Here is an 18,758-nt window from a genome sequence, read left to right as displayed (position 1 = left end):
TTATATTTTTCTTTGAATCCGATAAACATATGCTAAGATTTCCGCAATTGCTTTGAAAAACTGTTCAGGTATCCGATCACCAATTTCTACCTCGTCATACATAGCACGTGCGAGAGGCCGATTTTCTACCATGACAATATCGTGTTCAGCTGCAATCATCTTAATCTTTTGTGCGACAAAATCTGCACCTTTTGCAATAACAATTGGCGAGTCCATCTGATCTTCATCATACTTTAACGCTATCGCAAAGTGAGTAGGATTTGTGATAACTACATCTGCTTCGGGTATTTCCTGCATCATACGTCGCATCGCCATTTCCCGCTGACGTTGTCTGATGCGAGATTTAATAAGCGGATCGCCGTCCATGTTTTTACTTTCATCTTTAATATCTTGTTTCGACATTTTAAGATTTTTTTCATAGTCAAATTTCTGATAAAGAAAGTCTAAAATAGAAATGAACAATAGTACTAGTGACGCGATGATTCCCATCATTCCGACTAATTTTGCAACAGTCACCAAAGTTACTTGTGGTGTTTTAAAAGCTAAGTCGAGCACTTGGCCAAGATTACTCCATACGATCAGTGTTGTAACTGTACCAATAAAAGAAATCTTTAAAATAGATTTTAGCAATTCTACAATTGCCCGAATAGAAAAGATTCGTTTTAATCCTTTTATAGGATCAATTTTCTTTAGATCAAATTTCAATGTCTCCGTAGTAAATAACAAACCAAATTGCAAAAGATTCGCTGCAATACTCGCAATAACTGCAATGATCATAATAGGCAACAAAATAATCGCCATTTGTTTAATAACACTTATGTATACTAACATGACTTGTTCTTCATCCATTGTTTTGATAGGGATAAAGTGTGTAAACGATTCTCGGAAAAACACAAAGAAATTATCTCGCATAAAACCTGCTGCAAAGAACATAAATGTGAAAATAGAGAACAGTACGATTGCAGCCGTTACGTCTTGACTTTTTAGTACTTGTCCTTTCTTACGCGAATCTTCCCTTTTTTTCGGGGTAGCTTTTTCCGTCTTCTCACCGGCGAAAAATTGTAAATCCAGCCTCAGTAACAAGTTAGCCACCTCCGAGCAATATCATCAGATTTCTCATCGTCACAATCATAATCTCAAACATTTTCTTCATGACGACTATGAATACACTCGCCATTGTCACGATCACCAAGAAACTGACACCAATTTTTATCGGGAAACCTACAACAAAAATATTCAATTGGGGTACAGCACGAGCTGTTATTCCAAGAGCCAGATCGACGAGAAATAATGTCGCCACGACAGGAATTGCCATTTGGAAAGCAATCGCAAATGATTTCGCAAACGTCAAGACAATGAATTCCGCCATATTAGGACTACCAAAAGGAGGCCACATAGCTGTAATTGGAACAAAGTCATAGCTGTAAAATATTCCATCCAACAACATATGATGGCCATTCACGACAAGTAATAACAACATCGCCAACGAATTTAGAAATTGTCCAAGCAGCGGCGACTGTGCACCTGTCTGAGGATCAATTACGTTCGCTATCGCAAACCCCATCTGAAAGTCGATGAATCCTCCAGCTACTTGAATAGCCGACATAATAATAAAAGCGGCAATGCCGATTGACAAGCCGACTACCGCTTCTTTAAGTACAAGTAATATGTATTGTCCATCAATCACCAATTCCGGCATTGTAATTGAGTAAGACATCATCCACGCCAATATGGCTCCGAATAGTAAACGCTGCGTGGCCGGAATGGTTTTATATGAAAATAATGGCAGTGTCACAAAGAAAGATGTAACACGGGTCAGAATAAGCAAAAATGCGGGTAAAGACGGAATGATTTCATTCATTCAATCACCCGACATACCTGGAGAGACTGGAAAAGATATCGCTCGCATAATTGGTTACATACGATAACATCCAAGGTCCAAAAAATATAATAGCAACCATTACCGCTACAATTTTAGGCACGAATGCCAATGTCTGTTCCTGGATCTGTGTAGTTGCCTGAAATATACTCACGGCAAGTCCTGTCATTAAAGCGACTATTAAGAGAGGACCTGAAGCGAGAAGAATAACCCAAACTGACCGTTCTGCAATGGTAATAACAAATTCACTCGTCATTCAAATTCCTCCCTAAAAGCTTTGCAGCAATGACTGGATGATAAGATACCATCCGTCTACCAGAACAAATAATAATATCTTGAACGGCAATGAAATCATAACAGGCGGAAGCATCATCATCCCCATGGACATAAGTACACTGGCAACAATCATATCGATGACTAGAAAAGGAATGAAAATCATGAAGCCCATTTGAAATGCGGTTTTAATCTCACTAAGGGCAAATGCCGGTACCATCATCGTCAACGGAATATCTTCAATCGTATCCGGTCGTTCCATTTGATTATATCGCATGAATAATTCCAAATCTTTCTGTCTCGTATGTTGACTCATAAACTCTTTGAACGGAATACTGGCACGTTCGTATGCCTCGTCCAAGCTAATTTCTTCATCAAACAGCGGAGTCAAGGCTTCTTCATTCACCTGAGATAACACAGGTGACATAATGAAGAATGTTAGAAATAAAGCTAAACCTACTAGCACTTGGTTAGGAGGCATTTGCTGTGTAGCAAGTGCCGTTCGTACAAATGACAAGACGATAATAATCCTTGCAAACGAAGTCATAAGGATTAAAATCGCTGGTGCGAGTGACAAGACTGTAAGTAACAACAACATCTTTATAGAAGTAGAGACGTTGGTCGGATCACTGTCGGAAAATGTTTCCAGAAAATCAACCATCGCGGTCGCTCTCCTTCCGATTTAACCGATTTAACTGTTCTCTACGATCAGATTTGATTTCATCCATTTTGGTTGAGAACACTTGACTGAAAGTGGGTTCTTCTACATGAGATTGCTCGGCCTTTGAGAAAAACCGGGTGTACAAATGTGAAAATATTCCCTTCTGAACTTCATTGCCTTGATCATAACGTTCAAGCAAATCCGCGATTTCATCAGGATCATCTATTTCTCTTAGTAGCTGAACATTTTCCCCTACACCCACCACAAAATAATGACTACCCATTTTTACTAGTTGAATAGATTTATGTTGCCCTAATGGAACACCGCCCAAATTCGTCATGAGGCGATTTTGATCAAAGCTTCTATTGCGCTTATTCATGAATCGCAGCAACCACACGAGCAAACCTATTACAAATATAAAAGCCAGAATAGTCCGGATGTAATCTTTTGCTGTAAGACCTTTCGGCTCGTCCAGGTCATTATCAGTTATGTTTTTTTCATCATTCTCAGCAACCGGTGCTTTTTCTTCACAATCTTTACCTTTTCCAATACAATCTGACACGCTGATGTCGGGATCCGTATCTGCAAGCGCTAATGGTGTCATAGTAAAACACAGAAGGAATAGTATAAAATATTGGACTACTCTTTTTACATTCATAAGACGCACTTAGCTCAATGCTTTGTCGATCGCTTCAATAACACGGTCCGCTTGGAATGGTTTAACGATAAAGTCTTTTGCTCCAGCTTGGATTGCATCGATGACCATTGCCTGCTGCCCCATTGCCGAACACATGATGATGGTCGCAGATGGGTGTGTACCTTTAATTGCTTTCAATGCGGCAATTCCATCCATTTCAGGCATTGTGATATCCATTGTGACTAGATCGGGCTTCAATTCATTATACTTTTCGACAGCTTGTGCACCGTCTGCAGCCTCTCCAACTACTTCATAGTTATTCTTCGTTAAGATATCCTTGATCATCATGCGCATAAATGCTGCGTCATCTACTACTAAAATTCGTTTTCCCATTCATATTCCCTCCAAGTATCTTCTATCGTAAATTGTTTAACCGATCCATTTGACTCAAAATATCCGTAATGCGGACTCCGAAGTTTTCGTCAATGACTACTACTTCCCCTTTTGCTATATAGCGATTATTGACTAATATATCAACAGGCTCCCCTGCCAATTTATCTAGTTCAATAATCGATCCTCCAGACATTTCCAGTATTTCTTTAACAGAACGCTTCGTACGTCCTAATTCTACTGTTACTTGGAGTGGTATATCAAGTAGTAAATTTAAATTATTTGATTCTTCCTTGTTTAAAGATGGTGCTTGGAAACTAGCGAACTCCGCTTGCTGAACGTGCACAGGCGCTTGAGTCTGTCTCGGTGCAGCTGGTTGTTGAACAGGTGGCGCTTGATATGCTGTTTGTTGTTGCACGGGTGCAGGCTCTTCTGGTGCATACATAGGCTCTGGTTCTGAATAGTGGGATGTCTGTGGTGTGGGCGGTACTTCTGTCATAGTAGCCGCTTCTTCTTCACCCATCAGAGAAGACACTAACTTTTTACCAAACTCCAGTGGGAACAATTGCATTATGTCAGAGTCAATCAAATCACCGACTTTTAAATTGAATGACACGCGAATCAATAAATTATGTGCAGGAATATATTCGGTTCCTTGATCGATTTGAATATTCAACAAATCAATAGTGGGTGGTGAAATGTCGACTTTTTTATTAAAGATGGTAGACATCGAAGTAGCTGAAGATCCCATCATTTGATTCATCGCTTCTTGAACTGCACTCAAATGAATTTCACTTAAGTCTTGATTTGGCGCTGTGCCGTCTCCGCCGAGCATTAAGTCAGCGATAATGGCCGCGTCCGTTTGTTTGATGACAAGCAAATTAACACCGCTTAATCCTTCAGTGTATTCCACTTTGATCGCAACATATGGATGAACGAAATCATCTTCCAAGTTATCACGTTGGATTAATGTAAGTTTAGGTGTTGTGATTTCTACTTTTTGGCCAAGCAAAGCGGACAACGCTGTTGCTGAACTACCGAATGAAATATTACCGACTTCACCTAATGCGTCTTGCTCCATTTCGGTCAAGTAATCGTTAATGTCGATAGTTTCTGATGCAGGTTCGGTCGTTTCCGCAGGCTCTAATGTTTCACCACGCAATAACGCTTCAATCTCTTCCTGTGAGAGAATATTATCACTCATCATCTTCATCCTCTCCCGTATTCAGTATTTCTAGTATTTGAACAGCCATACGGTTACGTAATTTTCCTGGCTGAGCAGTGAATTTAGGTTTTTCTCCTATCCGTATCGTCAGAGGTTCCTCAATGCTAGTATCCAATGAAATAACATCCCCAAGCTGTAAATGCAAGAAGTCCTGAATGGATATTTCGCCTTTTCCAAGGTCTGCTACTACGGGCAGCATCGCATTTTTTATTCGTCGTTCCAACTGTATGCTTTGTTCAGGGGTAGGTTCTTTTTTATTCGTTTGCATCCAATACTGCACGGACAAGTTCGGAATAATTGGTTCTAGCACCACATGGGGAATACAAATGTTGATCATGCCGCTAGATTCACCAATCATTATATTGAAAGAAATAACGATAACGGTTTCGTTCGGTGAAATCATTTGAAGAAACTGCGGATTGACTTCCATTTCGGTCAAATATGGATCAATTTCAATCAATCCTGACCAAGCTTCCCGTAAGCTATCAAATGAACGCTCAAATAAATTCGTTAAAATCTTCGTTTCAATTTCAGTCATATTATCTGTTTTTCCTGAACTTGACCCAAAGCCGCCCATCAGTCGCTCCAACATGGAATAGGCTACGTTTGGATTGACTTCCATTAAAATGTTTCCTTCAAGAGGAGACACATCAAATATATTGATCAGTGTCATATTAGGTATAGAGCTGATAAACTCTTCAAAAGGAATTTGGTCTACCGACATTACATTGATTTGTACATACGTACGCAGCTGGGCCGAAAAGTACGTCGTCAGTAATCTAGCGAAATTTTCATGAATTCTAGTCAAACTTCGAATCTGATCTTTTGAGAAACGAAGTGCACGCTTAAAGTCATAGACACGTACTTTTCTTGTTTCTTCTTCTTTTTTCATTTCTTCTGCTGACATTTCACCCGTCGATAAAGCAGACAGCAACGCATCTATTTCATTTTGGGACAGTACATCTCCCGACATAAGCCCACCTCCCATCGCGCACACTTCTCTAGTACGTCATTCCAGCCGTCACTGGATGATATAAGAGACAATATACACCTTCTGTATTTCACCATCTTGCATCAGCTCATTCAACTTCGCTTTAATGGTATCTTCAAATTGCTGTTTGCCCACTTTCCCTTCAAGATCTTTTGCGGTCATTTCAGACAATTCTTGAATGGCTAGATTCTTCACTTGGAAATCACGTTTCGTTAATTCTTCAGCCGCTTTTTTACTATCTGTTTGGATTTTCAACGAAACACGGACAAAATTACGACCTGACAAATTCGTGGTGATCTCTTCCATATCCACTGACGATTCAATAATTTCATCAATCGATGGGGCTTTCTCTTCTCCATCACTATCTTTATTAAAATTCATAATCAAAACGACCGCCACGACACCGATCAACGTAATACTCACTAAAATGATCAATGAAATCGTCAACAACTTATTCTTCATCTTCTTCATCACCCCGGATATGCGGATTGGATAGCAGCTGGACCGCTTGATAAAATTCAATGATTCGGCTATTAACCTCTTCGGCTGAATCAAGAACGACATACTTTGACCCAGTCGTCAATGTGATCGTCGTGTCTGGAAACGACTCGACTCTCTCTATATACAATGCATTTAACGTAAACGTCGTTCGATTTAGTCTTGTCACTTTAATCATATGTAAGGGGCCAGGCCAAGGCCGGCCCGACCCTCCTTCTCAAACTATGCTATGTTATCGCTTCAAGTTTACTAGTTCTTGCAAGATTTCGTCTGATGTCGTGATGATTCGCGTGTTGGCTTGGAACCCACGTTGCGCAACGATCATTTCTGTGAATTCTTCAGATAGATCGACGTTGGACATTTCTAGGGAGCCTGATTTTACCGCTCCGTGTCCACCTTCACTAAGTGGTACATCCACTGAAGGTGCTCCTGAGTTGGCACTTTCTTTATACAAATTCCCCCCCACTTTTTCCAAGCCGCCGGGATTATTAAACTTGGCTATTCCTATAGTTCCAGCTGTATCCAAAACATTATTTCCATCATCATCTTTACTAACGTAAGAAACTATTCCATCTTGACTTACCGACAAGGATGTTGCCGAAAGAGGTATAATAATTTTCTCTCCTGAACTGTTTAAAACAAATCTACCTTCTCCATCTACAAGATTTGCAGACTCGTCAGTATCTCCTGCTCCAGCATCTAAATAAAAGTTACCCGCTCTGGTATAAAACCGTTCCCCACCATCAGGATCACCTACAATAAATAAACCATCACCTTCTATTGCCAAATCCAATGTATTCCCTGTAAATTGCGCAGATCCAGGAGCATGAATAGTATCAATAGCACCTAATTGTGAACCTAAACCCACTTGTTTAGGATTTACCCCGCCACGAGCAGTACCAGGTGCTCCAGCTAATGAAACTTGCTGTGAATATAAATCCTTAAATACAACTCGTCCTTTTTTGAAACCATACGTATTGACGTTCGCGATATTATTACCGATTACATCCAATTTTGTTTGAAAGTTTTTCAATCCTGATATTCCTGAGTACATTGAACGAAGCATAATGTAGTTTCCCCTCTCGGTTTTAAAGTGCACCGCGTCATTCAGTCGGCGGTGCAATGGCATCCTGTTAAGGTCCTGCCGTTTTTAGCTTAGTAGTATCGTGCCGTCAATATTCGTAAATAGTTGGTCCTTCGCTTCCATGCGGTTCATCGCTGTGATAACGGTTGAGTTCTTTGCACTAACAATGAGTGCGGCTTGATCGGTCAACACGAGTGATTCGCGGATTCCCTTCCTCTTCGCCTCGTCTACTTTTTGTGAGATATGCGCCCATTCTGAGTCGGTCATTTGAATACCCCGTTCTTGCAGCCGGTCGTTCGCATGTTTACTGATCTTTAGTTTTTCTGGCTGTGTCGCGTGCTGTAAGTGTTCGAGAAATGACTGCTTCGATTGTGCTTGTATCTGTCCTTGGCGTATGGGTGGCGGTGATGGAATGCGATGGATATCGATCTTGTTCATGACATCGCTCCATTCAATTATTCACTGATCGTTGTAAGTTGATTACCTTCGATTTTCGTACCGTTTTGCAATATATAATATAAACTACCTTCTTTATTCGTAACAGATATGACTTTTCCTGTACGCTCTTCTTCGCCTTCCATATAGCCTACCGTCTTGCCAATTAACATACTGGCTTGTACTAGATTATTCGGTTGACCAATTGCTCCAGAGCCTGAACTAGAACCATTTCCCATTACTTCTGAAATGTTTCCTGGTGATAACTCTTTGCCGTCTGCCATCGTAAAGATTACTGAGCCGTCGATATACTTAATGGACTGTATGACCCCTGTACCTTCATTGATAATCGGCTTATCATCTTCGCCTTTTTTGTCAGATACTTCGTGCCAACGTATTTCTTTTCCAACAAAGCTATTGTATTGAATCAATTGACTTTGATTTTGTGAAGCTGCAAATTTTTCAAATGCATTCGCTAAGTTCATCGTTTGTTCCAATGAAGAGAATTGTGCCATCTGTGCAACAAATTCTGTATCTTTCATCGGATTCGTTGGATCTTGATTCGCCATCTGTGCAATCAATATTTTCATGAACGCGTCTTTCCCCATTGTATCGGGTCCAGTTTTCCGCTGATCACGTTGCTTATTGACTAGATACATGGAATCTGTAATCGCACTATTAGTTGTTGTAGAATTTGTTCCTTCTGGCAATGTTTACGCCTCCAGTTCAATCATGAATTCTTGGAATGTTTGTTGTTGTTCATCTTGAGTTTCATTTTGATCGGTAGCTTGTTCTTTTTGTTGCTGGTTTTGCTTGTTGAAAGCTTGTTCTCTATCACTCTTCGACGGATCTTGAAGTGTTTGTGATAGATCAATTCTATCCACTTGCAAGTTCTGTTGATTGAAGGCATGTCGCAGTTGATGCATTTGGCTGTCGAGCATTTCACGTGCCATCGCTGTAGATGCCAAAATCCTCGCTGTCATCACACCGTTTACTTCCAGTAATTCTATTCGAATTTGTCCAAGATGTTCCGGATACAGTTTGATTGAAATCCGGTTCATTCCATTCGTCTGACCAAAGTTCGCGCGGTTCAATACAGCTTGGAATTCACGCATCAGAGCTTCACTTCGACTTTCTGGTACTTTCTCTGTGGTATTCATCTGGAATACAGGTCTAGCTTCATTCTGTGTGGTGGCTGTTACTGGTGTGACTGTCTCATTTGCCTTAGATTGTTGATCTTGTTGTTTCGCATCAGCTGCAGATTGCTCTGTTGTAAATCGAATAACATGTTGCATAGCAGATGGAATTTGCACAGATTGCTTCACTTCAGGTTGTATAACTTTCGCCTCTAACTGACTTGCAAACTGAGAAAGAATTGGTTGGATTGTTTTCACCAAATCTATTTGTTTTGTAAATAAATCCATCTTAGGTGCTGTTAGTTCAATTGTTTTTAGCAATGCAGTTAATTCAACGGTGACTTTTGGCGGTAATTGCTCCACAGCTATTTTAATTTTTTCAGACGGCAATTGCTGTAATACTCCGAGCACATACCAAATGTCTCCTGTAGCTGCAATCTCATCTAGTTGTTCTTTTGTCACGCCGACGTCTTCTAGGACATTTGTAATTACTTCTATTAGTTTATCAGGATCTTCACTAATAAGAGCAGCTAATTGTTGCAGACTTGGAAACTTATGAAGGTTTTGTAGATCTGTTAAATTTAATTCCGTATTACCATTAACCAAACTTTCCTTTTCGAGACTAGAAATCATTTGCCCAAGCAACTCTTCAGCTTCTTCTGTTAGTTGAACAAGAGAATTTTGTGTTTGATTTTGATTTTGTGTTGGTGTTGCTTGTTCAAGTTTTAACTCTTCTGTTTGTTCTTCTATAGTTTTTTCAATTATTTCAGTAGAGATTTTCTCAACAGCAGTTCCTTTTACCGAAATCGTTTGTCTTAATCCAGCCTCTTTCAATAATTGAGCTACAATAGGCGACTTCACAGATTGCTTTAACTCCTCAAGAAGTCCTTCTAACTCTTCCAACGAATCAACGTTGAGAACTTCGCCGAGTAATTTAGTCAACTCTTGATCAGCGCCTAGTGTCTGGGATTTTGCAGGAATAGCGGTTGCGGACATCAAACTTTGGAATACACTTCCGAACCCTTCTCCTTCAATATTCACTGTAGAAGGGGCTGAATTCATAGGAATGCTTGGAGAACCTATGCCCATTAATAGTCCTAAGTTCACTTTTTCACCTCCCTCAATTACTATTATACTACTTTGTAAGCATAGAAGTATATTTAGCAGCCTCTTCAGGGGACATTTTCTCTAGTATAGCTGCTAGCGTAGCGGGCTTTAGACTAGATAATATTTGAATGGCTTCTGCATCGCCCATTTTGGTAATGACAGGAGCCGATGATTTAGCCGACATTTGCTCATATGTCGTAACAATTTCTTTGAAATCACGTTTGGATTCACTTTGTTCTAGTTTTAGCTTCTCGATCTCTTCATCCAGTTTTTCTTTTTCGATTACAAGTGTTTCATTAGAGTCTTTCACTTGAGTAAGCTCATCTTGCACTTCGAATAATTGTGCTTCTTTTTCTTGGATTTCTGCTTGTAGAGAAATTACACGTTCTTCTAATATTAGATCTCCTTCGACTTTTTCATCAGGTGCCTTTTGTTCCAAGAACGGGACTTTTGATGTCCATTCTTTCGCCTGATCGAAAACGTTAACATCTGCTACTTTAGCTATTATTAAGACAACAGCTGTTGTGAACATAAGAGGAATGATGATCCATGCGAGTAGAATCTGAAAAAAGCCGATCGACTTTTTTTCCGATACTTCTACAGAGTCTTTAACCTCTTTTTTCTTTTTCGATTTAGCCACTTTACCACCCGTCTTCTTTTGAACGAAACTTCATCGTCGATAGTTCGTCAATTCGATTTGCTTCCACATGTTCCATCTCGGCATTATGTTGTTCTTTACCGATTTCCTTCATCTTCTCAAACTTCTTTACTTCTATGTTCTTTTCCAACAGCTGCGTTTCATACCAATTCATTTTTGAACGAGATTTCATTACTTCTTGTTGAATGTGATCTATCGTTACATCAAGTGTAGTAATAAAACGAGAGTAGTGGTGCAAGTCATCAATAGAAAAACCTGTAGTCATACGTTGTTGCTGTTCTTCCAAGATATTTTCTTTCTTTTTCATCTGGTCATACAACTGTGTTGCCACTTTTTCGAACTCTTCGATCGCTTCTTTATAAGCCATTTCTGTTTCATCACGCTCTTGTTCACGCAAATCTAAAACTTTATCAAAACGATAATGGAAAGAAGTCATTTACGCTCTCCTCCTCCAGAAGCTAACGCGACCATTTCATTTACCGTGTCTTCTAATTGGATATTCTCATTAAATTTTTGCTTTAGAAAATTGGTAATGAGCGGCTCATATTCAATCGCTTCATCGATTTCTCGTGACGTTCCTTTTTTATATGCACCAATATTGATTAAATCCTCTGATTTGTCATAGGCATAATACAATTCACGCAATTTCGCTGCTGCTTTCAGGTGTTCTGGATCCGCAATATGATTCATTAGACGACTGACACTTTTCAACACATTGATTGCAGGATATTGGCCTTTATTGGCTAGCGTACGATCTAACACTATATGACCGTCAAGAATCCCTCGCACAGCGTCCGCAATCGGCTCATTCATATCATCACCGTCAACTAACACAGTATAAAAAGCGGTGATAGCGCCTTTTTCATTCGTACCACTGCGTTCTAAGAGTTTGGGTAGAATAGCGAAAACAGAAGGGGTATACCCTCTTGTGGCTGGCGGTTCACCAACTGCTAGACCAATTTCACGTTGCGCCATGGCTACACGTGTAACTGAGTCCATCATCAGCATAACGTTCAGCCCTTTGTCTCGGAAGTACTCCGCAATCGCTGTAGCTGTCATCGCACCTTTTATTCGCATTAGCGCTGGTTGATCGGAAGTGGCAGCTACGACAATTGTTTTCTTTAATCCCTCTGGCCCAAGATCACGATCGATAAACTCCCGAACTTCGCGACCACGTTCCCCAATCAGTGCGATCACATTGATGTCTGCCTCCGTATTACGTGCGATCATTCCAAGCAATGTACTTTTACCAACACCCGACCCCGCAAATATCCCGACACGCTGACCACTTCCCACCGTCAGCATGCCATCGATTGCCTTTACGCCTACAGCCAACTTGTCATTAATAGTAGGACGTGTCAAGACGTTCGGTGGGCTGTTTTCCGTTCGTACTGTTGCCAGACCTTTAGGTAGGGGGCTATTATCAATCGGTTTTCCTAAAGAATCTAGAACTTGTCCTAGTAGATTCATTCCTACTTTCACTTCAAGTGGTTTACCTAGCGTTTCCACTAAACAACCACTTGAAATATTACGAATATCCGTATAAGGCATCAGCATGACAATTTCTTCTCTAAATCCTACAACTTCGGCTTGAATTAAGGAACGTCCTTCTTCTGGGACGTTCAAGTGAATAAAGCATACATCACCTATAGATGACTCGGGACCTTCGGATTCTATCAGCAATCCTACTACTCGAATAACGCGCCCAAACTTCTTTAACGTATTGATATTCGGAATGATTGGAATGAGATCTTCAGCTTTTTTCAAATTCACACACCATCTTCCATTATTTTCACCAATTGTTCTTTCAGTTCATTCAGTTGATCATCTACACTCACTACGATGCGACCATGGTTCGTTTCGATAAAACAATCTGTTGCATTGAAATCTTCATTGACAAAAATAAGGAACGGGGTTTCGGGCGGGAAAATCGAAGCGAGTTCCGACCGATGTGTCGTGACCATTTTAAACTGCTCAGTCGGTACGAATAATTTAATTTCCTTACTCTCCTGAGCTTCTTTAATGCCTTTGCGGACAATGGATAAATACGCTTCATCGTCTTCCTCTATCACTCTGTTAATAATTCTTTCGGCTGAGTGCATGCCAATATCCAAAATCACGCGTTCTTGATTGATTAAATATTGGGTTGCGTTCTCGTAAGATAAAGTAGTAGTTTCGTTCGCAGCCTCTATCATTTCACGCATTTCAGCCATTGCTTTATTACGACCATCTTCATACCCTGCCTGAAAACCTTCATCATAGGCTTGTTGCTGCAATTCTTCTTTTTCACTAGCCCACGCGGCATGCATCGATTCGACATCTGCAGCAGCTTGATCTAGTCGTTGTTTTATTTCGGTATCTACTATGCTTTTACGTTGCTCCATCTCCTGCAATAAGCGATTGCGTTCCATGAATACTTTACCCATACTTACCGGCTCCACTGTCTCTTCAACCGGTTGTGAAGGTTGCAAGTTACGGATTAAAATTTCTTTTGTAGGACTTTGATTCATTACCGTACGCTCGGATCGAAACAGATTAGACAATGATGTCATCTCCTCCACCACGCGCTATGATGATTTCTCCTGCATCTTCAAGTCTACGGATGATTCCGACGATACGGGATTGCGCTTCTTCTACATCACGAAGTCGTACCGGCCCCATAACATCCATTTCTTCCTTGAATGACTCTGCCATACGTTGTGACATGTTCTTAAATAATATATCTTTTACTTCTTCGCTTGATACTTTCATTGCTAAAATCAAATCTTCATTTTCACAATCACGAATAACACGCTGAATGGAACGGTTATCCAATGTGATGATATCTTCAAAGACAAACATTCTCTTGCGAATTTCTTCTGCAAGTTCAGGATCTTGAATTTCAAGCGCATCGAGAATCGTTTTTTCTGTCGAACGGTCTACACCATTCAACACTTCCACGACTGCGTCTACTCCACCTGTTTCGGTAAAGTCCTGGGTAACAGTAGAAGATAATTTTCGTTCAAGGACTGCTTCAATCTCACTGATTACTTCCGGCGAAGTAGATTCCATTGTAGCAATGCGTTTTGCTATATCGGCTTGCATTTCTTGTGGGAGTTGTGACAGGATCAATCCTGCCTGCTCCGCTTCCAAATAAGATAAAATCAACGCGATTGTCTGTGGGTGTTCATTTTGTATAAAGTTTAAAATCTGTGATGGTTCTGCACGTCTAGCGAAATCAAACGGTCGCACTTGAAGTGAAGAGGTCAAACGGTTAATAATAGCTTGGGCATGGTCTTTTCCGAGTGCTTTTTCAAGAACTGTCTTGGCATAGCCAATACCGCCTTGTGAAATATAATCCTGCGCAAGAGCGATATTATGAAATTCTTCAATAATTTCTTCTTTTACAGAGGATTCGACTTTTTTCACACCCGAAATCTCCAACGTCAGTTGCTCGATCTCTTCTTCATTCAAATGCTTATAGACTGAAGCCGAAACTTCTGGCCCAAGAGAGATGAGCAATAAGGCAGCTTTTTGTTTACCTGACATGACTTTATCTTTCTTAACCAACTAATACCCCTCCATTACTCCTTGGCAATCCATGTTCGCAATAACTTTGCGAATTCTTCCGGTTTATCTTTAGCCATTTTTTCTAGTTGTTTTCTTCTTGCTGTCGCCTCTGTTTCTGTTTCCAAGTTGATGTCATCAATTTGGACGGAATCTAATTGGGCTTGAGCTTGTTCCATCGCGAGCTCTTCATCCATTGCTGCTTCATTACGTCTCTTACGCAAGAACAGCACGACGAGAACGATAACTGCTAGCAGTAATACACCGCCAATTAAATACGCCCACCAAGGAATCACTGTCTTCGTATCTTCAAACGCGATATTCTTGCCTTTAAGTGGTTGAACGGAAACCGCGATTTTTTCGGCCAGTATTTCATCCGTTAATTCCCCAGCTGCTTCTTTATCCAAGGATGTACGTACAATAGTCTCCAAAATACGTTCAACATCTTGTCTAACTTCTGGAGCTAATGAAGTTGGATCATCTGCAGTTGGAGGTTCGATCATAACTTGAATACCGATATTGCTAATTTTGTACGGGCTCTCTACTATATCTTTTTTAATTCTGTTCACTTCATTATTAATAGTTTCTTCAAGACGTTCGTAATCTCCGTCTCCGCCTTCACCTTCTACATAAGTCGTACGATTATCGGTAGGGTCTTCTCCTTCAGGGGTTCCACCTACTGCCGGATTCGTACCAGAGAATGATTCCGTTATCCGTTGCACACTAAGAGCAATACCTTCCATGTTTTCGGGATCTACTGGCGTAACCAAGTTTTCTTCACGTTGTTCTTTCTTGAAGTCAATATCTGTCGTAACCGATACAACTACTTTATCTTGCCCCATCAATGTACCGAGCATCATTTGAACCTGTCGTTGCAAGTCGCGTTCAATGGTCTTTTTCACGCCCATTTGATCCGTCACACTAGCTCCATAAGAATCTCCTGAATCTTTTAGATCAAAGTACTCAAAATATTGGTTCTGTATGACGATATTATCATTGGATAGGTTAGGTAAGCTTTTTGAAACTAGATTATAAAGTGATGTGATTTGTTGTTCCGAAAAACTTTGTCCTGGATTCGTCTTCAACATGATCGCTGCACTAGCTTCGGATGTAGTATCGTTTACGAAGATTCCTTCTGTCGGTAAAGTAAGCATAACTTTTGCGTCCTTAATACCTTCTATACCCTTTATTAGATTAGCTAATTCTGTTTGCATCGCAGCAAGCTTAATCATATTGAATTCATTATCTGTAGTACCAAACCCTGCGTTATCCGAGAAGAATGAATAGTCGATCAGTCCAGAGTCTGGGAAACCTTCTGCCGCAAGTGAAACTCGCAAGTTATCTAGTTGCTTCTCAGGCACAGATATCGCTGTACCGCCAGGCTCTACAAGATAAGGAACGCCCTGACCGTCTAGCACTTCTTTTATGCGACCGATTTCAGATGGTGATACTTCTGAATAAAGTGTTACATACGTAGTACGTGACAAAGCCACTGTCAAAAAAACCGCCAGCGCGATTACACTGGCCGCTGTCACTATATATATAATTTTTTGATTTTTTGTTCGACTTCCCCAGAAGGCTTTAAGATCTGCTCTGAGTTTTGTCAATCTTTCTTTCATTCTAATCCCCCGGTCAGCCTCACTAGGCACGATTCCGCTTCTACCTAGTGCTTTCTATCTGTTAGACAGGCATTCTAATGATTTCTTGGTATGCTTCTACGACTTTATTACGCATTTCTACTGTTGCATTTAATGCGATACTCGCTTTTTGTGCCGAAATCATCACATTATGTAAATCGACATCTTCACCCTTAACAAGTTTAGCTGTCATAGTATCTGAGACTTTTTGTGTTTGATCCACTTGATGAATTGCATCATTTAACATTGCTGAGAAGTTCTGTTGAGCCTCAAAAGGTGTCCTTTGTGCTTTCATGTCAGATTGTTGGATCGACATAGCAGGCATTGCACCTGTAATAGATTGAATCGCCATCTAGTTCACTCCTAATAAATTACTAATATATTTATCTTCCGATCTCCAACGCTTTCATCAGCATGGATTTGTTTGCATTCAACGCCGTTACGTTCGCTTCATACGATCGAGTAGCAGACATTAAATCAATCATTTCGCGTAAAGGGTCAATATTCGGCATTTCGACATACCCTTCATCATTAGCATCTGGATGTGATGGGTCGAACACCAATTTAAATGGAGTTTCTCGGTCTTCTTTGACACGTGTTACTGCCACACCATTTCCTGCATTCCCATGCGAATGAACTCCTTTAGCTACTTGTAGGAATGAGGAGAATTGACCTTCCTTGGGTTGTAAGGTAACTGTTTTCCTTCTGTATGGCTGCCATTCGCCATCTACTTGCTTCGCCCTAGTTGAATCGACATTCGCCATATTGGACGAGATAACATCCATCCGTAACCGTTGAGCTGTTAATGCAGAAGTCGATGAATTTAGACTATGAAAAATACTCATGATTAACGACCTCCCTTAATAACACTCTGTAATGAATTGAATTTGCCATTTAATCGTTCAATCAAAGCAGAGTTATATATTTGATTAGCTGCTAAATCCGCTTGTTCTTTGTCCATATCCACACCATTACGATCTTGTCGATAACGCAAAGCAGATACATCGAATACTTTACTCGATGCTGAATGGGTAAAGTCTATATGTTTTGAATCAGTCTTATAAGCTTCAAGACCTTTACTTTTTTCACTGGAAAATACCTCTTTAAAGTTAGCATTCTTCGTTTTATAGTTCGGCGTGTCTACATTCGCTATATTTTGCGAAATCGCCTTGCCTTTTGCAGAAGAGTAGTCCAAACCTTTTTCAAGCAGGTTGATGGTCCCGCCATAAATCTCCATCGTCTCCCACCCTTTCCTCATTTAGTTCAATCTTCATGGTTTTTAATAGAGTTTTATTGATTAATATTGTTCTTCACTAATAAGTTTGTAGAAAAAGGATATTTTTCATGATACTACTACTCTATTGTAGCGGAGATTAATGATTTTTGTCCAATGTTTTCTAAAACATTTCATAGTATAAAGTAACTATTTTACCAGATTCATAGTAATAAACATAAATCATCTCGTTACTTTATATCATGTAAATCAATATTACTACTTAATTAATATGATCTATTTAGTGGGTTGCTTACGTTTTTTGTCGTATAAGCTCATATAATGTAAACATAATATTTTTAGCAGACAGTATTTCCTTTTTCTTCTGTGAAGCAACTTTTTTAATGAACGTAACAAACTTTATGAAAATAATGACCTTTCTTGTTGAAATGGTATAGTTCTTCCACACTAGATACATGAACACAAAGTATTTAGAAACTAAAAAAAACTGAAGCAAAGTCCGCGGTTACGGATCTCACTTCAGTTCTTAGATATATTTTTTAGTGGCAATATTTTTTATGAATTATGCTTTTCAAGTTCTTCGAGGAATTTATCATTCAATACTTTAATATACGTACCTTTCATTCCTAAAGAACGTGATTCAATAACGCCAGCACTTTCTAATTTACGAAGCGCATTTACGATGACTGAACGCGTAATTCCAACTCGATCGGCAATTTTAGAAGCTACAAGAAGTCCTTCGTTACCGTCTAATTCTTTGAAGATGTGTTCGATTGCTTCGTGCTCACTGTAAGACAATGAGTTGATCGCCATTTGCACGACAGCTTTACTGCGTGCTTCATGCTCAATTTCTTCAGATTTCTCACGTAAGATTTCCATACCGACTACTGTCGCACCGTATTCAGCAAGAATTAGATCATCTTCTGTGAATCCTTCTTTTAGTCTGGCAAGAATCAAAGTACCCAAGCGCTCGCCGCCACCAATAATTGGTACGATCGTAGTTAAACCGTCTTGGAATAGTTCTTTGTTTTCGATAGGGAATACTGTATGTTCGCTCTCGATATCAATGTTTGGAGACGTTTCATTAATCTGGAACAAGCGAGTCGTATACTCCTCAGGGAATTTACGATCTTCAAACATTTTCTTCATGCGATCATTGTCGATTTGGTGGCGGATTTCTAAACCAAGTAATTTACCTCTTCTGCTTACGATAAACGCGTTACAATCAATTACGTCACTTAGCTCTTCCGCCATCTCTTTAAAGTTAACAGGACCGCCTGCACCTTTTTGTAACATTGCATTAATTTTTCTTGTTTTAACTAATAAGCTCATTTCTATTGTTCCTCCTCAAGGATTTCTTCTGACTT

General features: G+C 39.9%; 24 protein-coding genes. All 24 read right to left on the bottom strand.

What is annotated here, in order from left to right; all coding sequences use genetic code 11:
- The 24 genes from flhB to codY all read right to left on the bottom strand — a co-directional run bounded on the left by flhB (position 1) and on the right by codY (position 18,723).
- On the bottom strand, positions 1-1,092 hold the full coding sequence (gene flhB, locus CSV76_RS01040) for a flagellar biosynthesis protein FlhB (protein WP_085428655.1): 1,092 nt from the start codon (positions 1,090-1,092) through the stop codon (positions 1-3).
- On the bottom strand, positions 1,085-1,861 hold the full coding sequence (gene fliR, locus CSV76_RS01035) for a flagellar biosynthetic protein FliR (protein ID WP_099624504.1): 777 nt from the start codon (positions 1,859-1,861) through the stop codon (positions 1,085-1,087). Before fliR ends, flhB begins: the two co-directional genes overlap by 8 nt.
- Positions 1,862-1,865: 4 nt before the next feature.
- On the bottom strand, positions 1,866-2,135 hold the full coding sequence (fliQ, locus tag CSV76_RS01030; protein ID WP_085428653.1) for a flagellar biosynthesis protein FliQ: 270 nt from the start codon (positions 2,133-2,135) through the stop codon (positions 1,866-1,868).
- A gap of 12 nt (positions 2,136-2,147) precedes the next feature.
- On the bottom strand, positions 2,148-2,813 hold the full coding sequence (gene fliP / locus CSV76_RS01025) for a flagellar type III secretion system pore protein FliP (RefSeq protein ID WP_085428652.1): 666 nt from the start codon (positions 2,811-2,813) through the stop codon (positions 2,148-2,150).
- Positions 2,806-3,417 (bottom strand): flagellar biosynthetic protein FliO, encoded by a 612-nt coding sequence (locus CSV76_RS01020; RefSeq protein ID WP_158232597.1) that lies wholly within the window; start codon positions 3,415-3,417, stop codon positions 2,806-2,808. The genes fliP and CSV76_RS01020 overlap by 8 nt, the downstream gene beginning before the upstream one ends.
- A gap of 63 nt (positions 3,418-3,480) precedes the next feature.
- Positions 3,481-3,843 carry a response regulator gene (locus tag CSV76_RS01015; RefSeq protein WP_085428650.1) on the bottom strand — a complete coding sequence of 121 codons (363 nt, stop codon included), beginning with the start codon at positions 3,841-3,843 and terminating at the stop codon, positions 3,481-3,483.
- Between the two features lie 22 nt (positions 3,844-3,865).
- Positions 3,866-5,044, bottom strand: coding sequence for a flagellar motor switch phosphatase FliY (gene fliY, locus CSV76_RS01010; protein ID WP_099624604.1), 1,179 nt, complete (start codon positions 5,042-5,044; stop codon positions 3,866-3,868).
- Positions 5,037-6,038: a flagellar motor switch protein FliM gene (fliM, locus tag CSV76_RS01005; RefSeq protein ID WP_099624502.1), complete on the bottom strand. Its 1,002-nt coding sequence runs from the start codon at positions 6,036-6,038 to the stop codon at positions 5,037-5,039. The genes fliY and fliM overlap by 8 nt, the downstream gene beginning before the upstream one ends.
- Before the next feature lie 48 nt (positions 6,039-6,086).
- The gene (fliL, locus tag CSV76_RS01000; RefSeq protein WP_085428648.1) at positions 6,087-6,518 is read right to left on the bottom strand and encodes a flagellar basal body-associated protein FliL; all 432 of its coding nucleotides are present in this window, start codon (positions 6,516-6,518) and stop codon (positions 6,087-6,089) included.
- Positions 6,508-6,732 (bottom strand): flagellar FlbD family protein, encoded by a 225-nt coding sequence (locus tag CSV76_RS00995; protein ID WP_085428647.1) that lies wholly within the window; start codon positions 6,730-6,732, stop codon positions 6,508-6,510. Before CSV76_RS00995 ends, fliL begins: the two co-directional genes overlap by 11 nt.
- A 54-nt stretch (positions 6,733-6,786) precedes the next feature.
- On the bottom strand, positions 6,787-7,620 hold the full coding sequence (flgG, locus tag CSV76_RS00990) for a flagellar basal body rod protein FlgG (protein WP_099624501.1): 834 nt from the start codon (positions 7,618-7,620) through the stop codon (positions 6,787-6,789).
- A gap of 84 nt (positions 7,621-7,704) precedes the next feature.
- Positions 7,705-8,076, bottom strand: a complete 372-nt coding sequence (locus CSV76_RS00985; protein ID WP_099624500.1) for a TIGR02530 family flagellar biosynthesis protein — start codon at positions 8,074-8,076, stop codon at positions 7,705-7,707.
- Between the two features lie 17 nt (positions 8,077-8,093).
- Positions 8,094-8,783 (bottom strand): flagellar hook assembly protein FlgD, encoded by a 690-nt coding sequence (gene flgD, locus CSV76_RS00980; protein WP_233204377.1) that lies wholly within the window; start codon positions 8,781-8,783, stop codon positions 8,094-8,096.
- Between the two features lie 3 nt (positions 8,784-8,786).
- Positions 8,787-10,316, bottom strand: coding sequence for a flagellar hook-length control protein FliK (locus CSV76_RS00975; RefSeq protein ID WP_099624499.1), 1,530 nt, complete (start codon positions 10,314-10,316; stop codon positions 8,787-8,789).
- Positions 10,317-10,344: 28 nt separating this feature from the next.
- A complete protein-coding gene (locus CSV76_RS00970) occupies positions 10,345-10,956 on the bottom strand; it encodes a MotE family protein (RefSeq protein WP_099624498.1) in 612 nt (203 codons plus the stop codon).
- 1 nt (position 10,957) lies between these two features.
- Positions 10,958-11,410 carry a flagellar export protein FliJ gene (gene fliJ, locus CSV76_RS00965; protein ID WP_085428641.1) on the bottom strand — a complete coding sequence of 151 codons (453 nt, stop codon included), beginning with the start codon at positions 11,408-11,410 and terminating at the stop codon, positions 10,958-10,960.
- The gene (gene fliI / locus CSV76_RS00960; protein ID WP_099624497.1) at positions 11,407-12,747 is read right to left on the bottom strand and encodes a flagellar protein export ATPase FliI; all 1,341 of its coding nucleotides are present in this window, start codon (positions 12,745-12,747) and stop codon (positions 11,407-11,409) included. Before fliI ends, fliJ begins: the two co-directional genes overlap by 4 nt.
- Positions 12,744-13,517, bottom strand: a complete 774-nt coding sequence (gene fliH, locus CSV76_RS00955; protein ID WP_158232724.1) for a flagellar assembly protein FliH — start codon at positions 13,515-13,517, stop codon at positions 12,744-12,746. The genes fliI and fliH overlap by 4 nt, the downstream gene beginning before the upstream one ends.
- Entirely contained in the window at positions 13,510-14,523 is a 1,014-nt protein-coding gene (gene fliG / locus CSV76_RS00950) for a flagellar motor switch protein FliG (protein ID WP_085428638.1), read from the bottom strand. Before fliG ends, fliH begins: the two co-directional genes overlap by 8 nt.
- A gap of 14 nt (positions 14,524-14,537) precedes the next feature.
- Positions 14,538-16,139: a flagellar basal-body MS-ring/collar protein FliF gene (gene fliF, locus CSV76_RS00945; protein WP_085428637.1), complete on the bottom strand. Its 1,602-nt coding sequence runs from the start codon at positions 16,137-16,139 to the stop codon at positions 14,538-14,540.
- Between the two features lie 61 nt (positions 16,140-16,200).
- A complete protein-coding gene (gene fliE / locus CSV76_RS00940; RefSeq protein ID WP_085428636.1) occupies positions 16,201-16,509 on the bottom strand; it encodes a flagellar hook-basal body complex protein FliE in 309 nt (102 codons plus the stop codon).
- 31 nt (positions 16,510-16,540) lie between these two features.
- Complete coding sequence (flgC, locus tag CSV76_RS00935; RefSeq protein WP_085428635.1) at positions 16,541-17,002, bottom strand: flagellar basal body rod protein FlgC; 462 nt, start codon at positions 17,000-17,002, stop codon at positions 16,541-16,543.
- A gap of 2 nt (positions 17,003-17,004) precedes the next feature.
- Positions 17,005-17,394, bottom strand: a complete 390-nt coding sequence (flgB, locus tag CSV76_RS00930; RefSeq protein ID WP_099624496.1) for a flagellar basal body rod protein FlgB — start codon at positions 17,392-17,394, stop codon at positions 17,005-17,007.
- Positions 17,395-17,946: 552 nt separating this feature from the next.
- On the bottom strand, positions 17,947-18,723 hold the full coding sequence (gene codY, locus CSV76_RS00925; protein WP_099624495.1) for a GTP-sensing pleiotropic transcriptional regulator CodY: 777 nt from the start codon (positions 18,721-18,723) through the stop codon (positions 17,947-17,949).
- Positions 18,724-18,758: the final 35 nt, after the last annotated feature.

Origin of the sequence: Sporosarcina sp. P17b (assembly GCF_002743115.1) — a bacterium.
Classification (GTDB): domain Bacteria; phylum Bacillota; class Bacilli; order Bacillales_A; family Planococcaceae; genus Sporosarcina; species Sporosarcina ureae_C.
Note: the sequence above shows the minus strand (reverse complement) of the source record. Positions and strands in the feature narration are given on the sequence as shown.

Bases quoted from the DNA above. Each gene is read 5' to 3' on its own strand.
- fliR (WP_099624504.1), bottom strand. From the start codon at position 1,861: ATGAATGAAATCATTCCGTCTTTACCCGCATTTTTGCTTATTCTGACC.
- fliQ (WP_085428653.1), bottom strand. From the start codon at position 2,135: ATGACGAGTGAATTTGTTATTACCATTGCAGAACGGTCAGTTTGGGTT.
- fliP (WP_085428652.1), bottom strand. From the start codon at position 2,813: ATGGTTGATTTTCTGGAAACATTTTCCGACAGTGATCCGACCAACGTC.
- CSV76_RS01020 (WP_158232597.1), bottom strand. From the start codon at position 3,417: ATGACACCATTAGCGCTTGCAGATACGGATCCCGACATCAGCGTGTCA.
- CSV76_RS01015 (WP_085428650.1), bottom strand. From the start codon at position 3,843: ATGGGAAAACGAATTTTAGTAGTAGATGACGCAGCATTTATGCGCATG.
- fliY (WP_099624604.1), bottom strand. From the start codon at position 5,044: ATGAGTGATAATATTCTCTCACAGGAAGAGATTGAAGCGTTATTGCGT.
- fliM (WP_099624502.1), bottom strand. From the start codon at position 6,038: ATGTCGGGAGATGTACTGTCCCAAAATGAAATAGATGCGTTGCTGTCT.
- fliL (WP_085428648.1), bottom strand. From the start codon at position 6,518: ATGAAGAATAAGTTGTTGACGATTTCATTGATCATTTTAGTGAGTATT.
- CSV76_RS00995 (WP_085428647.1), bottom strand. From the start codon at position 6,732: ATGATTAAAGTGACAAGACTAAATCGAACGACGTTTACGTTAAATGCA.
- flgG (WP_099624501.1), bottom strand. From the start codon at position 7,620: ATGCTTCGTTCAATGTACTCAGGAATATCAGGATTGAAAAACTTTCAA.
- CSV76_RS00985 (WP_099624500.1), bottom strand. From the start codon at position 8,076: ATGAACAAGATCGATATCCATCGCATTCCATCACCGCCACCCATACGC.
- fliJ (WP_085428641.1), bottom strand. From the start codon at position 11,410: ATGACTTCTTTCCATTATCGTTTTGATAAAGTTTTAGATTTGCGTGAA.
- fliF (WP_085428637.1), bottom strand. From the start codon at position 16,139: ATGAAAGAAAGATTGACAAAACTCAGAGCAGATCTTAAAGCCTTCTGG.
- fliE (WP_085428636.1), bottom strand. From the start codon at position 16,509: ATGGCGATTCAATCTATTACAGGTGCAATGCCTGCTATGTCGATCCAA.
- flgC (WP_085428635.1), bottom strand. From the start codon at position 17,002: ATGAGTATTTTTCATAGTCTAAATTCATCGACTTCTGCATTAACAGCT.
- flgB (WP_099624496.1), bottom strand. From the start codon at position 17,394: ATGGAGATTTATGGCGGGACCATCAACCTGCTTGAAAAAGGTTTGGAC.
- codY (WP_099624495.1), bottom strand. From the start codon at position 18,723: ATGAGCTTATTAGTTAAAACAAGAAAAATTAATGCAATGTTACAAAAA.